9 protein-coding genes and 2 pseudogenes are annotated in these 17,751 nt (G+C 75.4%); 7 read left to right on the top strand and 4 right to left on the bottom strand.

Annotated features, from left to right (window positions below):
* Window positions 1–37 precede the first annotated feature (37 nt).
* From H297_RS37165 to H297_RS37185, 7 genes and pseudogenes are all read left to right on the top strand, one after another.
* On the top strand, window positions 38–739 hold the full coding sequence (locus H297_RS37165) for an acyltransferase (RefSeq protein ID WP_051351984.1): 702 nt from the start codon (window positions 38–40) through the stop codon (window positions 737–739).
* Between the two features lie 133 nt (window positions 740–872).
* The gene (locus H297_RS0118990) at window positions 873–2,252 is read left to right on the top strand and encodes a DegT/DnrJ/EryC1/StrS family aminotransferase (RefSeq protein ID WP_486589571.1); all 1,380 of its coding nucleotides are present in this window, start codon (window positions 873–875) and stop codon (window positions 2,250–2,252) included.
* Window positions 2,253–2,389: 137 nt separating this feature from the next.
* Window positions 2,390–3,370, top strand: a pseudogene (locus tag H297_RS37170) (Gfo/Idh/MocA family oxidoreductase); the annotation flags it as partial.
* An 857-nt stretch (window positions 3,371–4,227) separates the two neighbouring features.
* A complete protein-coding gene (locus tag H297_RS0119000) occupies window positions 4,228–7,032 on the top strand; it encodes a glycosyltransferase (RefSeq protein WP_027738356.1) in 2,805 nt (934 codons plus the stop codon).
* A 60-nt stretch (window positions 7,033–7,092) separates the two neighbouring features.
* Window positions 7,093–8,871, top strand: a complete 1,779-nt coding sequence (locus H297_RS41830; protein WP_486589572.1) for a glycosyltransferase family 4 protein — start codon at window positions 7,093–7,095, stop codon at window positions 8,869–8,871.
* Window positions 8,768–10,003, top strand: a pseudogene (locus H297_RS37180) (nucleotide sugar dehydrogenase); the annotation flags it as partial. The gene H297_RS41830 and the pseudogene H297_RS37180, both read left to right, overlap by 104 nt.
* Window positions 10,004–10,095: 92 nt before the next feature.
* Window positions 10,096–11,211, top strand: a complete 1,116-nt coding sequence (locus tag H297_RS37185; RefSeq protein WP_078514302.1) for a glycosyltransferase — start codon at window positions 10,096–10,098, stop codon at window positions 11,209–11,211.
* Between the two features lie 83 nt (window positions 11,212–11,294).
* Here the strand turns inward: H297_RS37185 and H297_RS37190 are convergent, their stop codons facing one another.
* The 4 genes from H297_RS37190 to dprE2 all read right to left on the bottom strand — a co-directional run bounded on the left by H297_RS37190 (window position 11,295) and on the right by dprE2 (window position 17,692).
* Window positions 11,295–12,050: a VTT domain-containing protein gene (locus H297_RS37190; protein WP_051351985.1), complete on the bottom strand. Its 756-nt coding sequence runs from the start codon at window positions 12,048–12,050 to the stop codon at window positions 11,295–11,297.
* An 18-nt stretch (window positions 12,051–12,068) separates the two neighbouring features.
* The gene (locus H297_RS0119025) at window positions 12,069–14,405 is read right to left on the bottom strand and encodes a bifunctional glycosyltransferase family 2 protein/CDP-glycerol:glycerophosphate glycerophosphotransferase (RefSeq protein ID WP_027738357.1); all 2,337 of its coding nucleotides are present in this window, start codon (window positions 14,403–14,405) and stop codon (window positions 12,069–12,071) included.
* Window positions 14,300–16,738, bottom strand: coding sequence for a bifunctional glycosyltransferase family 2 protein/CDP-glycerol:glycerophosphate glycerophosphotransferase (locus H297_RS0119030; protein WP_027738358.1), 2,439 nt, complete (start codon window positions 16,736–16,738; stop codon window positions 14,300–14,302). Before H297_RS0119030 ends, H297_RS0119025 begins: the two co-directional genes overlap by 106 nt.
* A gap of 180 nt (window positions 16,739–16,918) precedes the next feature.
* Window positions 16,919–17,692 (bottom strand): decaprenylphospho-beta-D-erythro-pentofuranosid-2-ulose 2-reductase, encoded by a 774-nt coding sequence (gene dprE2 / locus H297_RS0119035; RefSeq protein WP_027738359.1) that lies wholly within the window; start codon window positions 17,690–17,692, stop codon window positions 16,919–16,921.
* Window positions 17,693–17,751 lie beyond the last annotated feature (59 nt).

Genomic DNA, 17,751 nt, shown 5'->3' on the forward strand with positions numbered 1-17,751 from the left:
TGCCGCAACCGCCGAAGACGGAGAAAGTGAGCCGCTCATGAGCACCGCCGAGACATCCCGCCGCGCCACGCCGCTCGCCCCGGTCCGGGTGCGGCCCGGGGCGCAGGTCTCGCCGGAGGCGGTGGTCGGGGACGGCACCACGGTCTGGGAGCTGGCGCAGGTGCGGGAGGGGGCGGTACTGGGGGAGGAGTGCGTGGTGGGGCGGGGGGCGTACGTGGGGGCGGGGGTGCGCGTCGGGGCGAGGTGCAAGGTGCAGAACCACGCCCTGGTCTACGAGCCTGCCGTGCTGGCGGACGGCGTCTTCGTCGGCCCCGCCGTCGTGCTCACCAACGACCGGGCACCGCGTGCGGTGGCCCCGGACGGGACGCCGAAGCGGGCCGGGGACTGGGAGGCCGTCGGTGTCGCCGTCGCCGAGGGGGCGTCGCTGGGCGCGCGGTCGGTGTGTGTGGCGCCGGTGCGGATCGGGCGGTGGGCGATGGTGGCCGCGGGTGCCGTGGTGACGTCCGACGTGCCGGACTTCGGCCTCGTCGCGGGGGTGCCTGCGCGCCGGATCGGCTGGGTGGGCAGGGCAGGGGTGCGGCTGACCGCGGTACCGGACCGTCCCGGCGCCTGGGAGTGCCCGGCGACGGGGGAGCGGTACGAGGAGTCGCCGGTGGGTGCTGTGGGCATCGCGGGCGCCCCGGGTGGTGCCCCCGACGGTGCGCGGGTCGTCCTGCGCGCGACCGCGCCCGAGAAATGAGCCGCAGCTTCCTACGGAGCGGGGGCGTCTGTAGCCATTACGAGTGATTTGTAAGCCTATAGTGCAAGAGCGCTGTCGGATGCGGGTCCACATAGGGACGAATCTGCCGGGACCCCGGAGGGGCACATCCGCCATGCAAGGGCTGCGAAGAGACATCGATCCGGCTGCCGAGCCCACGACGGCGCCCACACCCGCACCCGCGACGGGGCCCGCCTCCGGAACGGTGACCGCGCCCGGGGCCGGGGCGTCCGCCGACCCCGCCGTGTCGGCAGCCGCGTCGGTGGCCGTGCCCGTGGAAGCGGCCACCGACGACGGGGTGGTGGCGCCGGTCGCGCCCCCGGCGCCCGCCGGGACGCGCCCGGCGCCGGCGAGCACGCCGCCGCCGGCACCCGGCAACGGGGCACCGGCGATCCCCGTGGCCAAGCCGGTGATCGGGGACGACGAAGTGGCGGCCGCCGTGCGGGTGCTGCGGGACGGCCGGGTGGTGCAGGGGCCCGAGGTCGCCGCCTTCGAGCAGGAGTTCGCGGCGCTGGTCGCGGGCCGCCCGTGCGTCGCCGTCAACTCGGGCACGTCGGCCCTCCACCTGGCGCTGCTGGCGGTGGGTATCGGGCCCGGCGACGAGGTGGTCGTGCCGTCCTTCTCGTTCGCGGCGACGGCCAACGCGGTACGCCTCGCGGGCGCGGAGCCGGTCTTCGCGGAGATCGACCCGGAGACCTTCTGTCTCGATCCGGACGCCGCCGCCGAGGCGGTGGGCCCGCGCACGGCGGCGCTGATGCCCGTCCACCTGTACGGGCATCCGGCGCCGATGGGCAGGCTGACCCAACTGGCACAGCGGCACGGCCTGGCGCTGATCGAGGACGCCTGCCAGGCGCACGCGGCGACGCTGCACGGGCATCCCGTCGGCACGTTCGGCGACGCGGCCTGCTTCAGCTTCTACCCGACGAAGAACATGCACGCGCTGGAGGGCGGCCTGGTCGCCGTCCCCGACGAGCAGCGCGCCCGCACGCTGCGCCTGCTGCGCAACCAGGGCATGGAACAGCGCTACGACAACGAGATCGTCGGCGCCAACATGCGAATGACCGACGTGGCCGCCGCCATCGGCCGCGTCCAGCTCGAACGCCTCGCGGAGTGGACGCAACAGCGCCGCCGCAACGCCAAGCTGCTGGACGCGGGGCTGAGCGGCAGCGGGCTGCGCGTCCCGCGGGTGGCGGACGGGGCCCGGCACGTCTACCACCAGTACACGGTGCGGGTGCCGGGCGGTGCGGCGGCCCGGGAGGCGGTACGGGCGCAGTTGAGCGCGGAGGGCGTCGGCTGCGCCGTCCACTACCCCATCCCCATCCACCGGCTGAAGCCCTACGCGCACGCGTACGCGGGTGCCGGGCTGCCGGTCAGCGACCGGGCGTCGGCCGAGGTGCTGTCCCTGCCCGTGCACCCGTCGCTCGCCCCGGACGACCTGGACCGGATCGTGGCCGCGGCGCACCGTGCGGCACAGGCGGCGGGAGGCTCCAGTTGACGGGGCCGGGGCCGGGGCCGGGGCCGGGGAGCGGGAAGCACCTGCCGCCGACGGCACCCACCGCGAACGCCCCCAGGACCGCCGACGGCCCCGGCGAGCCGGGCGGCCACGGCCACCGGCAGCGCCGGTCGGGGACGCTGCGTGCGGGGCTGATCGGGCTGGGCGCGATGGGCCGTCACCACGCGCGGGTGCTCATGTCGCTGGAGGGCGTCGAGCTCGTCGGTGCCGTCGATCCGGCGGGTGACCCGCACGACAGCCTGCGCGGGCTGCCCGGCGTACCGGTGCTGCACGAGGTGGCGGAGCTGCTGGGGCGGGGCGTCGACTACGTGGTGCTCGCCTGCCCGACGGCGCTGCACGAGGAGATCGGCCTCCAGATGGCGGCGCACGGGGTGTGTGCGCTCATCGAGAAGCCGCTGGCGCACTCGGCAGGAGCCGCCCGCCGTCTGGTGTCCGCGTTCGAGGAGGCGGGACTGGTCGCGGGCGTCGGGCATGTCGAACGGTTCAACCCGGCGCTCCAGCAACTGCGTTCCCGTCTGGCAGCGGGGGAGCTGGGGGAGGTCTTCCAGGTCGTCACCCGGCGCCAGGGGCCGTTCCCGCACCGCATCACCGACGTCGGCGTGGTCAAGGACCTGGCCACCCATGACATCGACCTGACGAGTTGGATCACCGGCCAGGCGTACGCGTCGCTGGCCGCGCGCACGGTCTGCAAGAGCGGGCGGGAGCACGAGGACATGGTCGCCGTCGTCGGCTCGCTGACGGACGGCACGATGGTCAGCCACCTGGTGAACTGGCTCAGCCCGCTCAAGGAGCGCTTCACGGCCGTCACCGGGGAGCGGGGCTGCTTCGTCGCGGACACCCTCACCGCCGATCTGACCTTCCATGCCAACGGCGCCGTCGCCACCGAGTGGGAGGCACTGCGCGCCTTCCGCGGGGTGGCCGAGGGCGACACCGTGCGCTACGCCTTTCCCAAGCGGGAGCCGCTGACCGTCGAACACGAGCGATTCCGCGACGCGGTGCGGGCCGGTGGCGGCGGAGCGGACCACGGCATCGTCACCGTACGGGAGGGTCTGCGGACGGTGGAGGTGTCGGCTGCCGTGCTGGAGTCGGCGCGCGGCGGCGACGGGAGCGGCGTGCACCCGCTGTACGGCGGCACAAGTGCGGCACCCGCGTCGGAGCCGACCACCGCGACCACCCGGCGGGCCACCCGCGTGGCCGACCGCGCGGTCAGCCCCGGAGCCGCCCTGGTGTCCGCCTCCGCGCCCGATTCCGGCCCCGCCCTCCCGACCGACGCCGCGGCGGCTTCCGGCCCTGTGCCCGCGACCGGTCCCACGCCTGCCCTCGTGGGCGACGCCGGGTCTGCCGCCGCGGAGGGTCCCGGGTCCGTCCCCGCGACCGGCCCTGCGCCTGTCTCCGTGGTCGGCTCCGCGACTGCCTCTCCGACCGGCCCCGCGCCTGCTTCCGTGGCCGACTCCGTGACCGGTCCTGCGCCTGCTTCCGTGGCCGACTCCGTGACCGGTCCTGCGCCTGCTTCCGTGGCCGACTCCGTGACCGGTCCTGCGCCTGCTTCCGTGGCCGGCTCCGCGGCTGGCCCTGCGCCTGTCTCCGTGGCCGACTCCGTGACCGGTCCTGCGCCTGCTTCCGTGGCCGACTCCGTGACCGGTCCTGCGCCTGCTTCCGTGGCCGACTCCGTGACCGGTCCTGCGCCTGTCTCCGTGGCCGACTCCGCGACCGGCCCCGCGACCGGTCCCGCGCCTGCCTCTCCGACCGGCCCCGCGCCTGTCTCCGTGGCCGACTCCGTGACCGGCTCCGCGACCGCTCCCGCGCCTGTCTCCGTGGCCGACCCTGGTGCCGTTGCCGGGCGGGGTTCCGCCGTGGTGGGGAGCGCGCCCGTACGTGACGCGCCGTCGGTGCAGGACCTCCGCCCGACCGCGGACACCCCGGATCGTGACACAGCCAACCTTGCGGAGTACCCGGCATGAAGCGGCCACGTGCGATCGTCCGGCGCCGTGCGGCGCACCCCGGCGGCGGGCCCGGTCCCGAGGCGCCCGACGCGGCCCGGGCGCGGCTGCTCGACGAGGACGCCGCGGACCGGGAGCCGTCCGGCCCGCGGGCGGACGCGGACGCCGGTGCGGCCCAGGAGCGCCCGCGGGGCCGGCCGAGGCTGGCCGTCGTCGTGGGGAACACCGTCGCGGGCGACTCCCGGGTGCAGAAGACCGCGATTGCGGCGGCCCGCGCGGGCTGGGACGTGACACTGGTGGGCCGCAGCCCCTCCAAGCGGCGCGAGGAGTCGGTGCTGGGCCCGGTCCGGGTCGTCAAGGTGCCGGTGGCCGGGCACATGCGGGCCGTGGTGGACGCGGAGCGGTCCCGGCCCCATGTGCGCGCGCATCTGACCCGGTTCGGGCTGCCCGACGACAGCGCATGGGCGCGGGCCGCCTCCGCGCACGCGGCGTGGGTGCGCGAGCAGACGGCCCGCGTCGGCTGGCTGGCCGGCCCGTCGGGCGGCCCGGGCGCGGCGGTGGCGCGGGAGGCGCTCAAGGGCTGGGTGCGGTTGCGCCGGTACGCGCACCAGGGGCGCGGCCGCGTCTACCGGTGGGAGCGCAGGGCGGCGGCGGGCCCGCCGCGGCCGACCGGGGACTGGCGCCGCGACTGGCCGGAACTGCTCGATCTCGACCTGGCGTTCGGCCCGGTCATCGAGGAGATCGGGCCGGACGTCATCCACGCCAACGACGTCACGATGATCGCCGTGGGGGCCCGCAGCGCCGCCCGGCTGCGCGCCCGCGGCCACCGCACCGCGTGGCTGTACGACGCGCACGAGTACGTGCGCGGCGTCGAGTGGCCGGACGCGGTGCGGGCCGCCGCCTTCCCCGGCGTGGAGAAGGAGTTCATCGGGCGCGCGGACGCGGTGGCCACGGTCTCGGCGGAGCTGGCGGGCATCCTGCGGGAGGCCTACCGGCTGCCCGCGGACCCGCTGGTCGTCGCCAACGCGCCGGTGCGGGAGGCCGTCAGCGCCCACACGGACGGCTGCGTGCGGGTACGGGACGCCTGCGGGCTCGGCCCGGACGTGCCGCTGCTGGTGTACGCGGGATGGATCGGACCGGAACGCGGCCTGGACACCGCCGTCGAGGGGCTGGCGAAGCTGCCGCACACCCACCTCGCGCTGGTCGCCGCGCCCACCCCCAACGCGACCCTGCAACGGCTGCTGGTCCGCGCCGAGGAACTCGGCGTGCGCGAGCGGGTCCACGTGGTCCCGTACGTGCGGCAGGAACAGGTGCCCGACTACCTCTCCTCCGCCGACCTGGGGCTGATCTGCTTCCGCCACGTCCCCAACTGCGAGGTCTCGCTGCCCACCAAGGCGGCGGAGTACCTGCACGGCGGGGTACCGCTCGTCACCAGCGGGGTGCGCACGCTGCGCACCTTCGTGGAGCGCACCGGGGTGGGCGAGGTGTTCGTCACCGACGACGTGCCCTCCTTCGTCTCCGCCGTGCAGCGCGGGCTGTCCCGGCGGGAGGCGCTGGCCGAGCGGATCACCGAGCCGCTGCTGGCGGAGCTGTCGTGGGAGCAGCAGTCCGCCGGTCTGCTGGACCTCTACGAGCGGCTCGCCGGTCCCGAGACCGCCGCCCGGCTGGCCCCGCGCACCGTGTCCTGGTCGGTCTCCGAACAGCCCGGTCTCGGCTCCCCGGGACAGGCGCGGGTCCTGGAGCCCCCGCCGGCCGACGGGGCGCCGCCCGGCTGGCGCTCGCTGGGCAGCACGCCGGTGCGGCTCGGCCTGGGCTGCGCCAACTCGGCGGGGCAGCTTGCGGGGTTCGCCCGCGCCCTGTGCGAGCGGCGCCAGGACCTGTCGGCGGAGGTCGTGATGCACACCCACGACCAGAGCGTCATCTACCCGGCCGACATCTACGCGGTCGGCGAGCACACCGGCGACCTGGCCTTCCAACTGGACCGGGCCCGCCGCGTGCTGGGCTCCTACACCCACTACCTGGCCGACTCCTTCACCCCCGCACTCGGCCGGCTCAACGGCGGCCACATCTCCGACGACCTGCCCTCGCTGGCCGCCGCCGGGATCAAGGTGGCGCTGCTGGCGCACGGCAGCGACGTCCGCGACCCCGAACGGCACATGAGCCGGTATGAGCACTCCCTCTTCCACGCCGCCGACGAGGCGATCCTGGCGGCCCTGACGGCGAAGAGCGCCCGCAACCGGCGGATGGCCGCGCAGAGCGGACTGCCGCAGTTCGTGACCACCCCCGACCTGCTGGACGAGCTGCCCGGCTCCCGCTGGGCCCCCCTGGTGGTGGACGTGGACGGGTGGGCGAGCGAGCGGCCCGCCATGGAACGGGCCCGCCCCGTGGTGGTGCACGCGCCCTCCAAACGCTGGACGAAGGGCACCGAGCGGGTGGTGCCGGTGCTTCAGGAGCTGGACCGGCGCGGGCTGATCGAGTTCCGCATGGTGACGGGCGTGCCGTGGCTCCAGGTGCAGGAGCTGGTCAAGGAGGCGGACATCGTCGTGGACCAGTTCGCGGTCGGCACCTACGGGACCTTCGCCTGCGAGGGCATGGCCGCGGGCCGCCCGGTGATCGCGTACCTGGACGAGCGGCTGCACCGGTCGGTCGGTGTCCGCCCGCCCCTCGTCAACGCCTCGCCCGCCACGCTGCGCGACGCCGTCGAGTCCCTGGTCGAGGACCGCGAGTTCGCGCGGAACACGGCGCGGGAGTCGGTGGAGTACGTCCGCACCTACCACGACGGCGGCTACACCGCGAACGTGCTGGACGGCTTCCTGCGCTGAGCACACGAGCGGCGCCGTCGGCGGATCGGCCGGCGGACCTGACAACAGAAGGGCACGAGCGTGGAGTTCGAGGGTGGCGCACCGGGTGCGGGGCAGGCCGGCGGGCGGCGTGGCCGTGTGGTGATGCTGGTCTGCAACGGCGTGGTGGGCGACTCCCGGGTGCAGAAGACGGCGCGTTCGGCGGCCGCGGCCGGATGGGAGGTCGTCCTGCTGGGCCGCTCGCCCGACGGTCGGCCCGCCTCCTGGCGGCTGGGCGGCGCCCAGGTGCGGCTGCTGCCCGTGCCCACCCCGCTGGCCCGTACGCCGCGGGAAAGCCGTCGCCCCCTGCTCTCCCGGCCGCTGGCCTACCGTCCGGGGACGGCCCGCTACCACGTGCAGCGTGCCAAGGCCCGCCGCGACGAGCTCCGCACCCGCCGCGCCGCCGCGGCCTGCGGCCCACGCCGGGGCGGTGCCGTGCTGCTCGCGCTGGGGCGCGGTGCCGCCCGGGTCGCCGGGGGCTGGGCGGGGCTGCGGGCGCGCCACCTGGAACAGGGGCTGGCGCGGCGCGGCTCGGGTACGCTCACCGAGCGGGCCGCCGTGGCCTTCTGGCAACGCACCGCGAAGGAGCGGTGCTGGCGCAGGCTGTGGCCGGGCCTCTACGACTTCGAACTGGCCTACGGCGCAGTCGTCGACGAGCTGCGCCCCGACCTCGTCCACGCCCACGACTTCCGCATGCTCGGGGTCGGCGCCCGCGCCAAGATCCGCGCTGCCGCCGAGGGGCGCACCGTGAAACTCGTCTGGGACGCCCACGAGTTCCTCCCCGGGGTGCGGCCCTGGACCGACGACGTGCGCTGGCTGCCCGCCCACGTGGCGCACGAGCGCGAGTACGCGCCCTACGCGGACGCCGTCGTGACCGTCTCGGCCGGCCTGGCCGCGCTGCTGCGACGCACCCACGGGCTGGCGCGGGACCCGCACGTCGTCCTCAACGCGCCCGAGGCCCCCGAGGCGCCCGCAAGGCACACGAGAGGCCGTGTCGGAGCGGGTGAGGTGCCGGGCCTGCGCGCCCTGTGCGGCGTCACCGCGGACACCCCGCTGGTCGTCTACAGCGGTGCCGCCGCCCCGCAGCGCGGCCTGGCCACCCTGGTCGAGGGGCTGCCCGCACTGCCCGGGGTGCACGCGGCGCTGGTGGTACCCGAACCCGGCGCCCGCCACCCCCGGGCGCTGCGGGCGCGCGCGGCCGAACTCGGCGTGGGCGACCGTCTGCACGTGCTGCCGTATGTGCCCTACGACCAGGTCGTCGCCTTCCTCGCGGAGGCCGACGCCGGCGCGATCCCGCTGCACCACTGGCCGAACCACGAGATCGCGCTGATCACCAAGTTCTTCGAGTACGCGCACGCCGGACTGCCGGTGGTGGTCAGCGACGTGGAGGCGATGGCCGCCGCCACGCGGCGCACCGGTGTGGGCGAGGTCTTCCGCGCCGAGGAGACCGCCGACTACGTCCGTGCCGTACGCGCCGTCCTCGCCGATCCGGGGCGCTACCGGGAGCCCTACCGCCGCCCCGGGCTGCTGGCCGGATGGACCTGGGAGGCACAGGCACCGACGCTCGACCGGATCTACACGGAGCTGACGGGGCTGACGGCGCAACCAGCAGGGCCGCAGGACCGGGCAGGCGGCGAGGACCGGGCGGGTCGGGACGAGCGAGAAGGAGCAGCGGATGCGGATCTGTGTGGTGGCGCTCGGGAAGATCGGGCTGCCACTGGCCGTCCAGTTCGCGGCCAAGGGGCACCAAGTGACGGGCGTGGACACCGACGCGCGGGTCGTGGCGGACGTCAACGAGGGCCGGGAGCCGTTCCCCGGTGAGCAGGGCCTGGCCGAGGCGCTGGCCGAGGCGGTCGGCGCGGGCCGGCTGACGGCCACCACCGACACCACCGCGGCCGTCGCCGACGCGGAGGCCGTCGTCGTGGTCGTCCCCCTGGTCGTCGACGAGCGCGGCGTCCCCGACTTCCGCTCCCTGGACGCCGCCACCCGCGCCGTCGCCGCCGGACTGCGGCCCGGCGCCCTCGTCAGCTACGAGACGACGCTGCCCGTGGGCACCACCCGAGAGCGCTGGGCGCCCCTGCTCCAGGAGGGCTCCCGGCTGCTGCCCGAACGGGACTTCTCCCTCGTCTTCTCCCCCGAACGCGTCCTCACCGGCCGCGTCTTCGCCGACCTGCGCCGCTATCCGAAGCTGGTCGGCGGCATCGGGCCGGCCTCCGCCAAGGACGGGGTGCGCTTCTACGAGACGGTGCTGGACTTCGACGCCCGCACCGACCTGGCCCGGCCCAACGGGGTGTGGGACCTGGGTTCGGCCGAGGCGGCGGAGCTGGCCAAGCTCGCCGAGACGACGTACCGGGACGTCAACATCGCGCTGGCCAACCGGCTCGCTCTCTTCGCCGACCGGAACGGCATCGACGCCGAGTCCGTCATCGAGGCCTGCAACACCCAGCCCTACAGCCGTCTCCACCGCCCCGGGATCGCGGTCGGCGGCCACTGCATCCCCGTCTACCCGCGGATGTACCTGTGGAACGACCCCGGCGCCCAGGTGGTGCGTGCCGCCCGCGAGACCAACGAGGCCATGCCCGCGCACGCCGTCGACCTCCTCGCCGACGCCTACGGCGACCTGTCGGGGGCCGAGGTGCTGGTGCTGGGCGCCGCCTACCGGGGCGGGGTGAAGGAGACCGCGTTCTCCGGCGTCTTCCCGACCGTCGCCGCCCTGCGCGAGCGCGGGGCCCGGCCCTACGTGTCCGACCCGTTGTTCAGCCCGCACGAGCTCGCCGATCTGGGGCTGCGTCCGCACACCGGGCAGGCGGTGACGGCGGCCGTGGTGCAGACCGACCACGCCGGTTACCGCGAGCTGTCCGCCGACCGGCTCCCCACGGTGCGGGTCCTGGTGGACGGGCGCCGGGTCACCGACCCGGCCCTGTGGACGGGGGTGCGCCGCGTGGTGCTCGGCGACGGTGCGGGCCGCACCACCGGGCGCGGTGGCGGCCGGGCGCCGACCGGTCCAGGCGCCGCGCGGGCCGCCCGGAGCGCGGCGGTGCGCGCATGAGCGCGGGGACGGGGGCCGCCGGTCCCGCCGGAAGGGCCGGGGCCGGGGGCAGCGCCGCCGTGGAGCCGGACGTCAGCGTCGTCGTCGCCGTCCACAACACGATGCCCTACCTGACCCGTTGCCTCGACTCGCTGGTCGGCCAGTCCCTCGGGCAGCGGCGGATGGAGGCCGTCCTGGTCGATGACGGCTCCACCGACGGCAGCACCGAGGAGATCCAGCGGTACGCCGCGCTCCACCCCGCGCTGTTCACCACCGAGCGCGGGTCCCACTCGGGCGGACCCGCCGCGCCCAGCAACCGGGGCCTGGAGCTGGCCAGGGGACGGTACGTCTTCTTCCTCGGCGCGGACGACCATCTCGCCCCCGAGGCGCTGGAGCGCATGGTCACCATGGCCGACAACTGCCGCAGCGACGTGCTGCTGTGCAAGATGGCGCCGGTCGGCCGACGTACCGTTCCCACCGGGGTCTTCAGCCACACGGCGCCGGCCATCCGGCTCGTCGGCGACGGGCTGCCGTGGGCGCTGTCCAACACCAAGCTCTTCCGGCGCTCTTTGATCGAGGAGCACCGCATCCGCTACGACGAGGGCATGCCCGTCTTCAGCGACCAGCCCTTCGTGCTGGAGGCGTGCGTGCGGGCCGGACGGATCTCCGTACTGGCCGACCAGGCGCACTACTTCGCCGTCCGCCGCGCCGACTCGGGCAACCTCACCTACCGCACCCCCGCCGGGTTGCGGCTGCGCTGCGCCGCGCGCCTCTTCGAGGCGGTCTGCCGCTTCCTGGCCCCCGGGCCGCTGCGGGACGCCTTCCACCGGCGTCACTTCCACGTCGAGGTGTGCCAGCTGTTCGGCCCCGACTTCCCCGCGCTGCCGCCCAAGGAGCGGGCGGCGGTGTGCGCGGGCGCGGCACGGCTGGTCAGGGAGTACGGCGGCGAGGTGGTGCCGCGGCTCGACACGCGCCGCCGCCGCCTCCTCGCCCTGGTCCGCGACGGCGACCTCGACGCCCTGTGCGACCACATCGCCGCCGACGCGGACCAGGCGGGCCCCGCCGCCCCCGCGAACCTGGTACGGCGCTCCGCGCTGGCCCGCTGGCTCCGCTCCTCCCCGGCCCAGGGCTGAGGGCGCCCGCCGGGGCCAGGAGGGAACTGCGGTGCGCCTCGGCACGGTGCGGTGACCCGTCCCGCGGTGCGGGCGCGACGGGCTCACCCGTCGTCGGCGGCACCGCGGGAGCCGGAGGCGCCCTCACCCGCGTCCCGGGCCCCCTCGTCAGCACCGTCGGTGCCGTCGGCGTCACCGGCGTCACCGGCGTCACCGGCGTCACCGGAACCACCCGCATCTCTGGCGTCCCCGGTCCGGGACGCCGCGCGCCGGCGGCGTACGTGCCACACCAGCAGTCCGGCGACCACGGCCGCGGCGACCACGACGGCGACGACCCGGCCGGCGGTCTCCTCGACCCGCTGGTAGGCGGTGCCCGCGAAGTAGCCCAGCAGGGTGTAGCCCACCCCCCACGCCAGGCCGCCGAGCGCGTTGAACAGCAGGAAGCGTGCGTACGGCATCCGGGAGAGCCCGGCCAGGGTGGGCATCATGGCGCGGAAGAAGGCGACGAAGCGGCCGAGGAAGACCGCCTCGGGGCCCCGGCGGCGGATCAGGTCCTGCGCCTTCTCGACCCGCGTGCGGTGCCGCCGCAGCGGGCGGGTGTTCAGCACGGTGGGGCCCGAGAAGCGGCCGACCTCGTAGCCGACGGTGTCTCCGGCGACCGCCGCGAGCACCACCACGGATGTCAGCCAGTAGACCGACACCTGGCCCTGTCCGGCCAGCACGCCGCCCAGCACCACCGCCGTCTCGCCGGGCAGGACGAACCCGATGAACAGCCCGTCCTCGATGAAGACCAGCGCGGCGACCACGGCGTAGATCACGGGGCCCGACAGGCTTCCGAGCCAGTCGGTGAGCGTGTGCATCCGGTGGTCTCCCGCCGGTCAGTTGAGGGGCTCGGGGGCGGAGGGGCGCAGCGGCCCGCCGGTTCCGGGGCCGGCCCAGGGGGTGGTGCCCAGGCCGCGGGTGGTCACCCCCGGGCCGGGGTCGACCGCGGTCTCGGCCTCGGCCGGGGTGGGGGCGGTGGTGCGCTCGGCGAGGGGCACGACCGGTGGGAGGGCCGCGGGGTTCTCGCCCAGCAGGGCGCGGCGGACGACGCGTTCGGCGGCCCGCCCGTCGTCCCAGGCGCAGAAGCGCACCCGGAAGGCGGCGCGCAGCGCCCGGGCCTCGGGGCCGTGCCAGGTGCCGCTGCGGAAGACGGCGATCAGCTCGTCCACGGTGCGGGTGACGGGCCCGGGGGTCTCGCCGGGGCGGCCGGAGAGCAGGTCGAAGTAGACGCCGCGCGCGTCGCGGTAGCTGTCCCAGTCGGGTGCGTGGATCACCAGGGGCCGGTCCAGGTTGGCGTAGTCGAACATCAGGGACGAGTAGTCGGTGATCAGCGCGTCGGCGGCCAGGCACAGGTCCTCGGTGGAGGGGTGCCGGGAGACGTCCCGCACCAGGCCGCGGGTGTGCAGCTCGCCCAGCACGGTGTCGCTGCCGTAGTAGTAGTGGGTCCGCACCAGCAGCACGTACTCCTCACCGAGCCCGGCGGCGAGCCGCTCCAGGTCGAGGCGGGGCACGAAGCCCTTGCGGTAGTCGCGGGCGGTGGGCGCGTACAGCAGGGCGACGCGGCCGCGGGGGATGCCCAGGCGGACGCGGAGGGCGGCGATCTCCTCGGCGGTGGCGGTGGCGTAGCGGTCGTTGCGGGGGTAGCCGGCGGGCAGGTCCTCGTACTCGCAGGGGAAGACCCGGTCCCACACCTCGGCCGAGTGCGGGTTGGAGGTGACGCTCACGTCCCAGCGGGCGACGCGCTCCAGCAGCTTCTCGAAGCTCATTCCGGCGGCCGCCGGGTAGGGCTGCTGGTCCAGGCCCATCGTCTTGAGGGGGGTGCCGTGGTGGGTCATCACATGCACCTGGCCGGACCGTTTGACCAGGTGGTCGGGGAAGTTGACGTTGTTGACGAAGAACTTCGCGCGGGCCAGCGTCTTGAAGTAGCGGCGTGAGCCGGGTGTCACATGGCCGGTGCCGGGCGGCAGTGTGCCGACGGCGTCGGGCCTGACGACCCACACGCTCTTGAGGTGCGGCGCCAGCTTCCGTGCCGCCGCCTCGATCGCCTGCGGGTTGCAGACGGCGCCGCGGTACCAGTAGGCGGCGTACACGGCCAGGTCGCCGTGGAGCGGCAGCGTGCGCTGGAGGGCGTAGTAGAGCCGGTGGTACCGGCCCCTGACCCGGCCGCCTGCCGCGCGGGCGGCCCGCCAGGTGCGGCCCCGGGTGCGGCGTACCGCCTCCCGGGCGGCGAAGAGCGGGTAGGCGTCGTGAGCGAGCAGCCAGAAGTCGCGGGCCACCCGGCGGGGCGGGGTGAAGCCGGGCGGCTGGTGGGTGCGGTAGTGGCGGACGGCCCGGCGGAAGTAGGCGCGCCGGTCGGCGGGCCGTATCCGTTCCTTGCGCCGCAGGCAGAACACCAGGTGGGAGACCATCCGCTCGAACAGCAGCTCGCGGTGCGGCTCCAGGCGTGGGCGGCGGTCCACGAAGGCGAACAGCGAGGCGTACTGGGAGAAGATGTCGAAGTGCTTGCGCCCCGGGGAGCGGGTGATGGCCCCGCGGTGCCGCTGCCGGTAGTCGACGCAGATCCGCGGGAGGCAGCCGATGGTGCGGGCGCACACCATCGCCTCGTTCGACAGCGGCGCGTCCTCGTACAGGCCCGGTTCGAAACTCAGCCCCTCGGCCAGGAAGAAGGCGCGGCGGTAGGCCTTGTTCCAGGCGACGTGGAAGAGGGTGAGCAGGTCGGGGCGGTCGCCGGCCGAGAAGGTCCGGGTGCCGGTGGCGGCCAGCCGGTCGCCGTAGGAGCTGGGCTCCTTGCGGCCCCACCAGTAGGACCGCTGGTGGTCGAAGACCAGCAGGTCGGGATCGCCGCAGGCGGTCAGCCGGGCGTCGACGGCCGCCAGCGCTCCGGGCAGGAAGGTGTCGTCGCTGTCGAGGAAGAGCAGGTAGTCGCCGCGCGCGTGCGCCACCCCGGTGTTGCGGGCCGGACCCAGCCCGGTGTTCTCCTCCAGGTGCAGCACCCGCACGCGGGGGTCGCTCGCCGCGTACTCGTCGAGGATGGCGCCGCTGTGGTCGGGCGAGCAGTCGTCGACGGCTACGACCTCCAGGTCGCTGAAGGACTGGCCGAGCACCGAGTCGAGGCACTCGCGCAGGTATCCCTGGACCTTGAACACGGGTACGACGACGCTGAAGCGGACCATGACCACCAGTCCTTCTCTGCGGAGGGAGCGAACGGCGCGGCGGGTGCGAGGGGTGCGAGGGGTGCGAGGGGTGCGAGGGGTGCGGGGCAGGCACCGGTGTGCGCGCCCGGCGCGGGTGCCGGGCGGCGTTCGGCGAGCGGCACCACGGGCGGGTCGGGCGGCGGCGCCGGGTGGGAGCCGGCCGCGAGGAAGACGTGCCGCACCACGCGTTCGGCCGCGTGGCCGTCGTCCCAGGGGCAGAACCGCTCGCGGAACGCGGCGCGCCGGAGGCGGGCCTGCTCGCCGAGGTGGGCGCCGGTGGCCAGCACGTCGACCAGCTCGTCCGCGTCGCGCGCCACCGGGCCCGGCGCCATGGCCGTGATGTCGAAGTAGGTGCCGCGCGCGTCGCGGTAGGCCTCCCAGTCGGGAACGTGGACGACGAGGGGGCGGTCGAGGCCCGCGTAGTCGAACATCAGGGAGGAGTAGTCGGTGACCAGCACGTCGGAGGCCAGGCACAGGTCCTCCACCGACGGGTGCCGCGTGACGTCGATCAGCCCGCCGGGCGGCTCGCAGGGCGGGGGCTGGTCGGTGTGGAGGTAGTGGGCGCGGGCCAGCACCACGAACCCGGGCCCGAGCCGGGCCGCCAGCCGGGCGGGGTCCAGCCACGGTTGCCGGCCGCGCCGGTAGTCGCGGTGGGTGGGCGCGTACAGCACCGCGACTTTCCCCTCGGGCACGCCCAGACGGGCACGGATGCGGGCCACGTCGGCCGCGGTGGCGGTCTGGAAGCGGTCGTTGCGCGGGTAGCCGAACTCCAGCGTCGTGTACGGCGAGGGGTAGGCCCGCTCCCACACGAGGGTCGAGTGCGGGTTGGCGGAGAGGCTGTAGTCCCAGCGGTCGCTGTGCTCCAGCAGCCGCCCGAAGTCCATGCCGGCGGCCGCCGCCGGGTACGGCATCAGGTCCAGCCCCATGTGCTTGAGCGGGGTGCCGTGGTGGGTGTGCAGGAGGGTCTGCCCGGGGCGTTTGACGTACCGGTGGGGGAGGTTGACGTTGCTGACCAGGTACCGGGCGCGGGCCAGCGCCGTCCAGTACGCGGCCGAGCCGGGGTCCAGGCGCCGCACCCCGGGCGGCAGGGTGTGCGCGTACGCGGGGCCGCATATCCACGCCGTACGCAGCCCCGGCACCAGCTCGCGGGCCTTCGCCTCGACGGCCGCCGGGTTGCAGGAGTAGCCGCGGTCCCAGTACGCGGAGAAGACGGCGAGGCGGGGGTCGAGCGGGCGGCGGCGCTGGAGGGCGTAGTGCGCGCGGAGGGCGGCCTTGCGGGCGAGCGCGCCCACCGCGTGCAGGCGCGTGCGCAGGGCGGCGCGAGCCCTGCTGGCGCGGGAGAGGAACCGGAAGACGTGGTGCGCCCCGCACCCCACCAGACGGCGGCGGATCCGCAGCCGCAGCGGCTGTGCGGCTGCGGAAGCGGCCGACGCGGCGGGCCGGTAGCGGCGGCAGTGGTCCCGGGCCCGGCGCAGGAACTCGGCGCGGGCCGCCCGCGGCAGCCGGCCGGGACTGCTGTGGATGACGGCGAAGTGGTCGGCCATGCGCCGGTGCAGGTCCGGGTGCCAGCGCGCCAGGTCGGGCCGGGCCGCGAGGAAGCCGAAGAGGCGGTCGTACTGCGCGAACACGTCGAAGTGCCGGCGGGAGGTGGTCGTCAGGATGCTGCCGCCGCGCCGCTGCCGGTAGTGCACGCACACGCGGTCGAGGGTGGCGATGCTTTGCGCGGTCAGCAGCGCGGGGAACGTCCAGGGCGTGTCCTCGTAGGTGCCGGGCGGGAAGGTGAGGGCCTCGCGGCGCAGGAACGCGCGGCGGTAGGCCTTGTTCCACGCCACGGCTGTCGTCCGCAGCAGCGCGGGCCGCTCGGCGAGGGTGGCGACGGCGGGGCCGGCCCCGGGCGCCAGCAGGTCGGGGTGGGCGGCGTGGGCGGGCCGGCCGTCCCAGTGGTCGGGGGCGTAGTCGAACACCAGCATGTCCGGGTCGCCGGTGTGCGACAGCCGCTCGGCGAGGGCGCGCAACGTGCCGGGCGCCATGGTGTCGTCGCTGTCCAGGTAGAGCACGTAGTCGCCGGCGGCCCGCGCGGTTCCGGTGTTGCGGGCCGGGCCCAGCCCGCCGTTGTGCGCCAGGTGGATGACGGTCACGCGGGGGTCGGCGGCGGCGTAGGCGTCCAGGATCTCGCCGCAGGCGTCGGGGGAGTGGTCGTCGACGGCGACGAGTTCGAAGTCGTCGAAGCACTGGTCCAGCACCGAGTCGAGGCACTCGTGCAGATACGCCTGCACCTGGTGGACGGGGACGATCACACTGAATCGAGGCACGGCCGGCCCCCGGGGCTATGTGACGGCTGGGACAGCCTTCGCGGTCGGCTTCCCGGGCTTGCGGGGCGAAGACTTGTGGGACGAAGACGTACGGGGCGAATAATCCGATTTATCCCACACGAGGCCGCGCGTCACACCCCGAGGGCCGCCTCCCGAGGGGCCCGCCGGTGCTCCCGCCCCTCAGCCCGGCAGGCGGCGGAAGAGCGGCCGGGGCAGGTGGCGCAGCACGCTCATCACCGGGCCCAGCGCGGCCGGAACCCACACCGTCCGCGCCCTGCGGCCCACCCCGTGCGCGACGGCGTCCGCGACCGCGCCCGGGGTGGTGGCCAGCGGCGCCGGCTGCCGCCCCTCCGTCATCCGGGTGTGCACGAAACCGGGCCGCACCACCATCACGTGCACCCCCGTGCCGTGCAGCGCGTCCCCCAGGCCCTGCGCGAAGGCGTCCAGGCCCGCCTTGCTGGAGCCGTAGATGAAGTTGGCCCGCCGCGCCCGCTCGCCCGCGACGGAGGAGAGCACCACCAAGGAGCCGTGCCCCTGGGTGCGCAGCGCCCTCGCGCACACCAGCCCGGCCGAGACCGCACCGGTGTAGTTCGTCCGGGTGACCTCGACGGCGGCCATCGGGTCGTGCTCGTCGGCCTGCTGGTCGCCCAGGACCCCGAAGGCGAGCAGCACCAGGTCGATGTCGCCCTCTGCGAAGACCTTCTCCAGCACCTCCTCGTGCGTCTCGGGCGTCAGCGCGTCGAACGCCACCGTACGGACGCTCACCCGGGCGTCGTGGCCCGCCGCCTCGTCCCGCAGCCCGGCGGCTGCGGCGTCGAGCCGCGGGCCGGGCCGTCCCGCGAGCCACACCGTGCGGGTGCGCCGGGCCAGGAAGCGGCGCACCGTGGCGAGCGCGATCTCGGAGGTGCCGCCGAGAACGAGCACGGACTGCGGGGAACCGAAGGCGTCTTTCATGACTGCTCCGTGTGGTGTCGGGGCTCCGGGAGGGCCGGGAGCCGGTCAAGTGGGGGAGC

The organism is Streptomyces sp. CNT360 (assembly GCF_000424785.1).

Bases quoted from the DNA above. Each gene is read 5' to 3' on its own strand.
- H297_RS0119000 (WP_027738356.1), top strand. From the start codon at position 4,228: ATGAAGCGGCCACGTGCGATCGTCCGGCGCCGTGCGGCGCACCCCGGC.
- H297_RS37185 (WP_078514302.1), top strand. From the start codon at position 10,096: ATGAGCGCGGGGACGGGGGCCGCCGGTCCCGCCGGAAGGGCCGGGGCC.
- dprE2 (WP_027738359.1), bottom strand. From the start codon at position 17,692: ATGAAAGACGCCTTCGGTTCCCCGCAGTCCGTGCTCGTTCTCGGCGGC.
- H297_RS0119025 (WP_027738357.1), bottom strand. From the start codon at position 14,405: ATGGTCCGCTTCAGCGTCGTCGTACCCGTGTTCAAGGTCCAGGGATAC.
- H297_RS37190 (WP_051351985.1), bottom strand. From the start codon at position 12,050: ATGCACACGCTCACCGACTGGCTCGGAAGCCTGTCGGGCCCCGTGATC.
- H297_RS0118990 (WP_486589571.1), top strand. From the start codon at position 873: ATGCAAGGGCTGCGAAGAGACATCGATCCGGCTGCCGAGCCCACGACG.
- H297_RS37165 (WP_051351984.1), top strand. From the start codon at position 38: ATGAGCACCGCCGAGACATCCCGCCGCGCCACGCCGCTCGCCCCGGTC.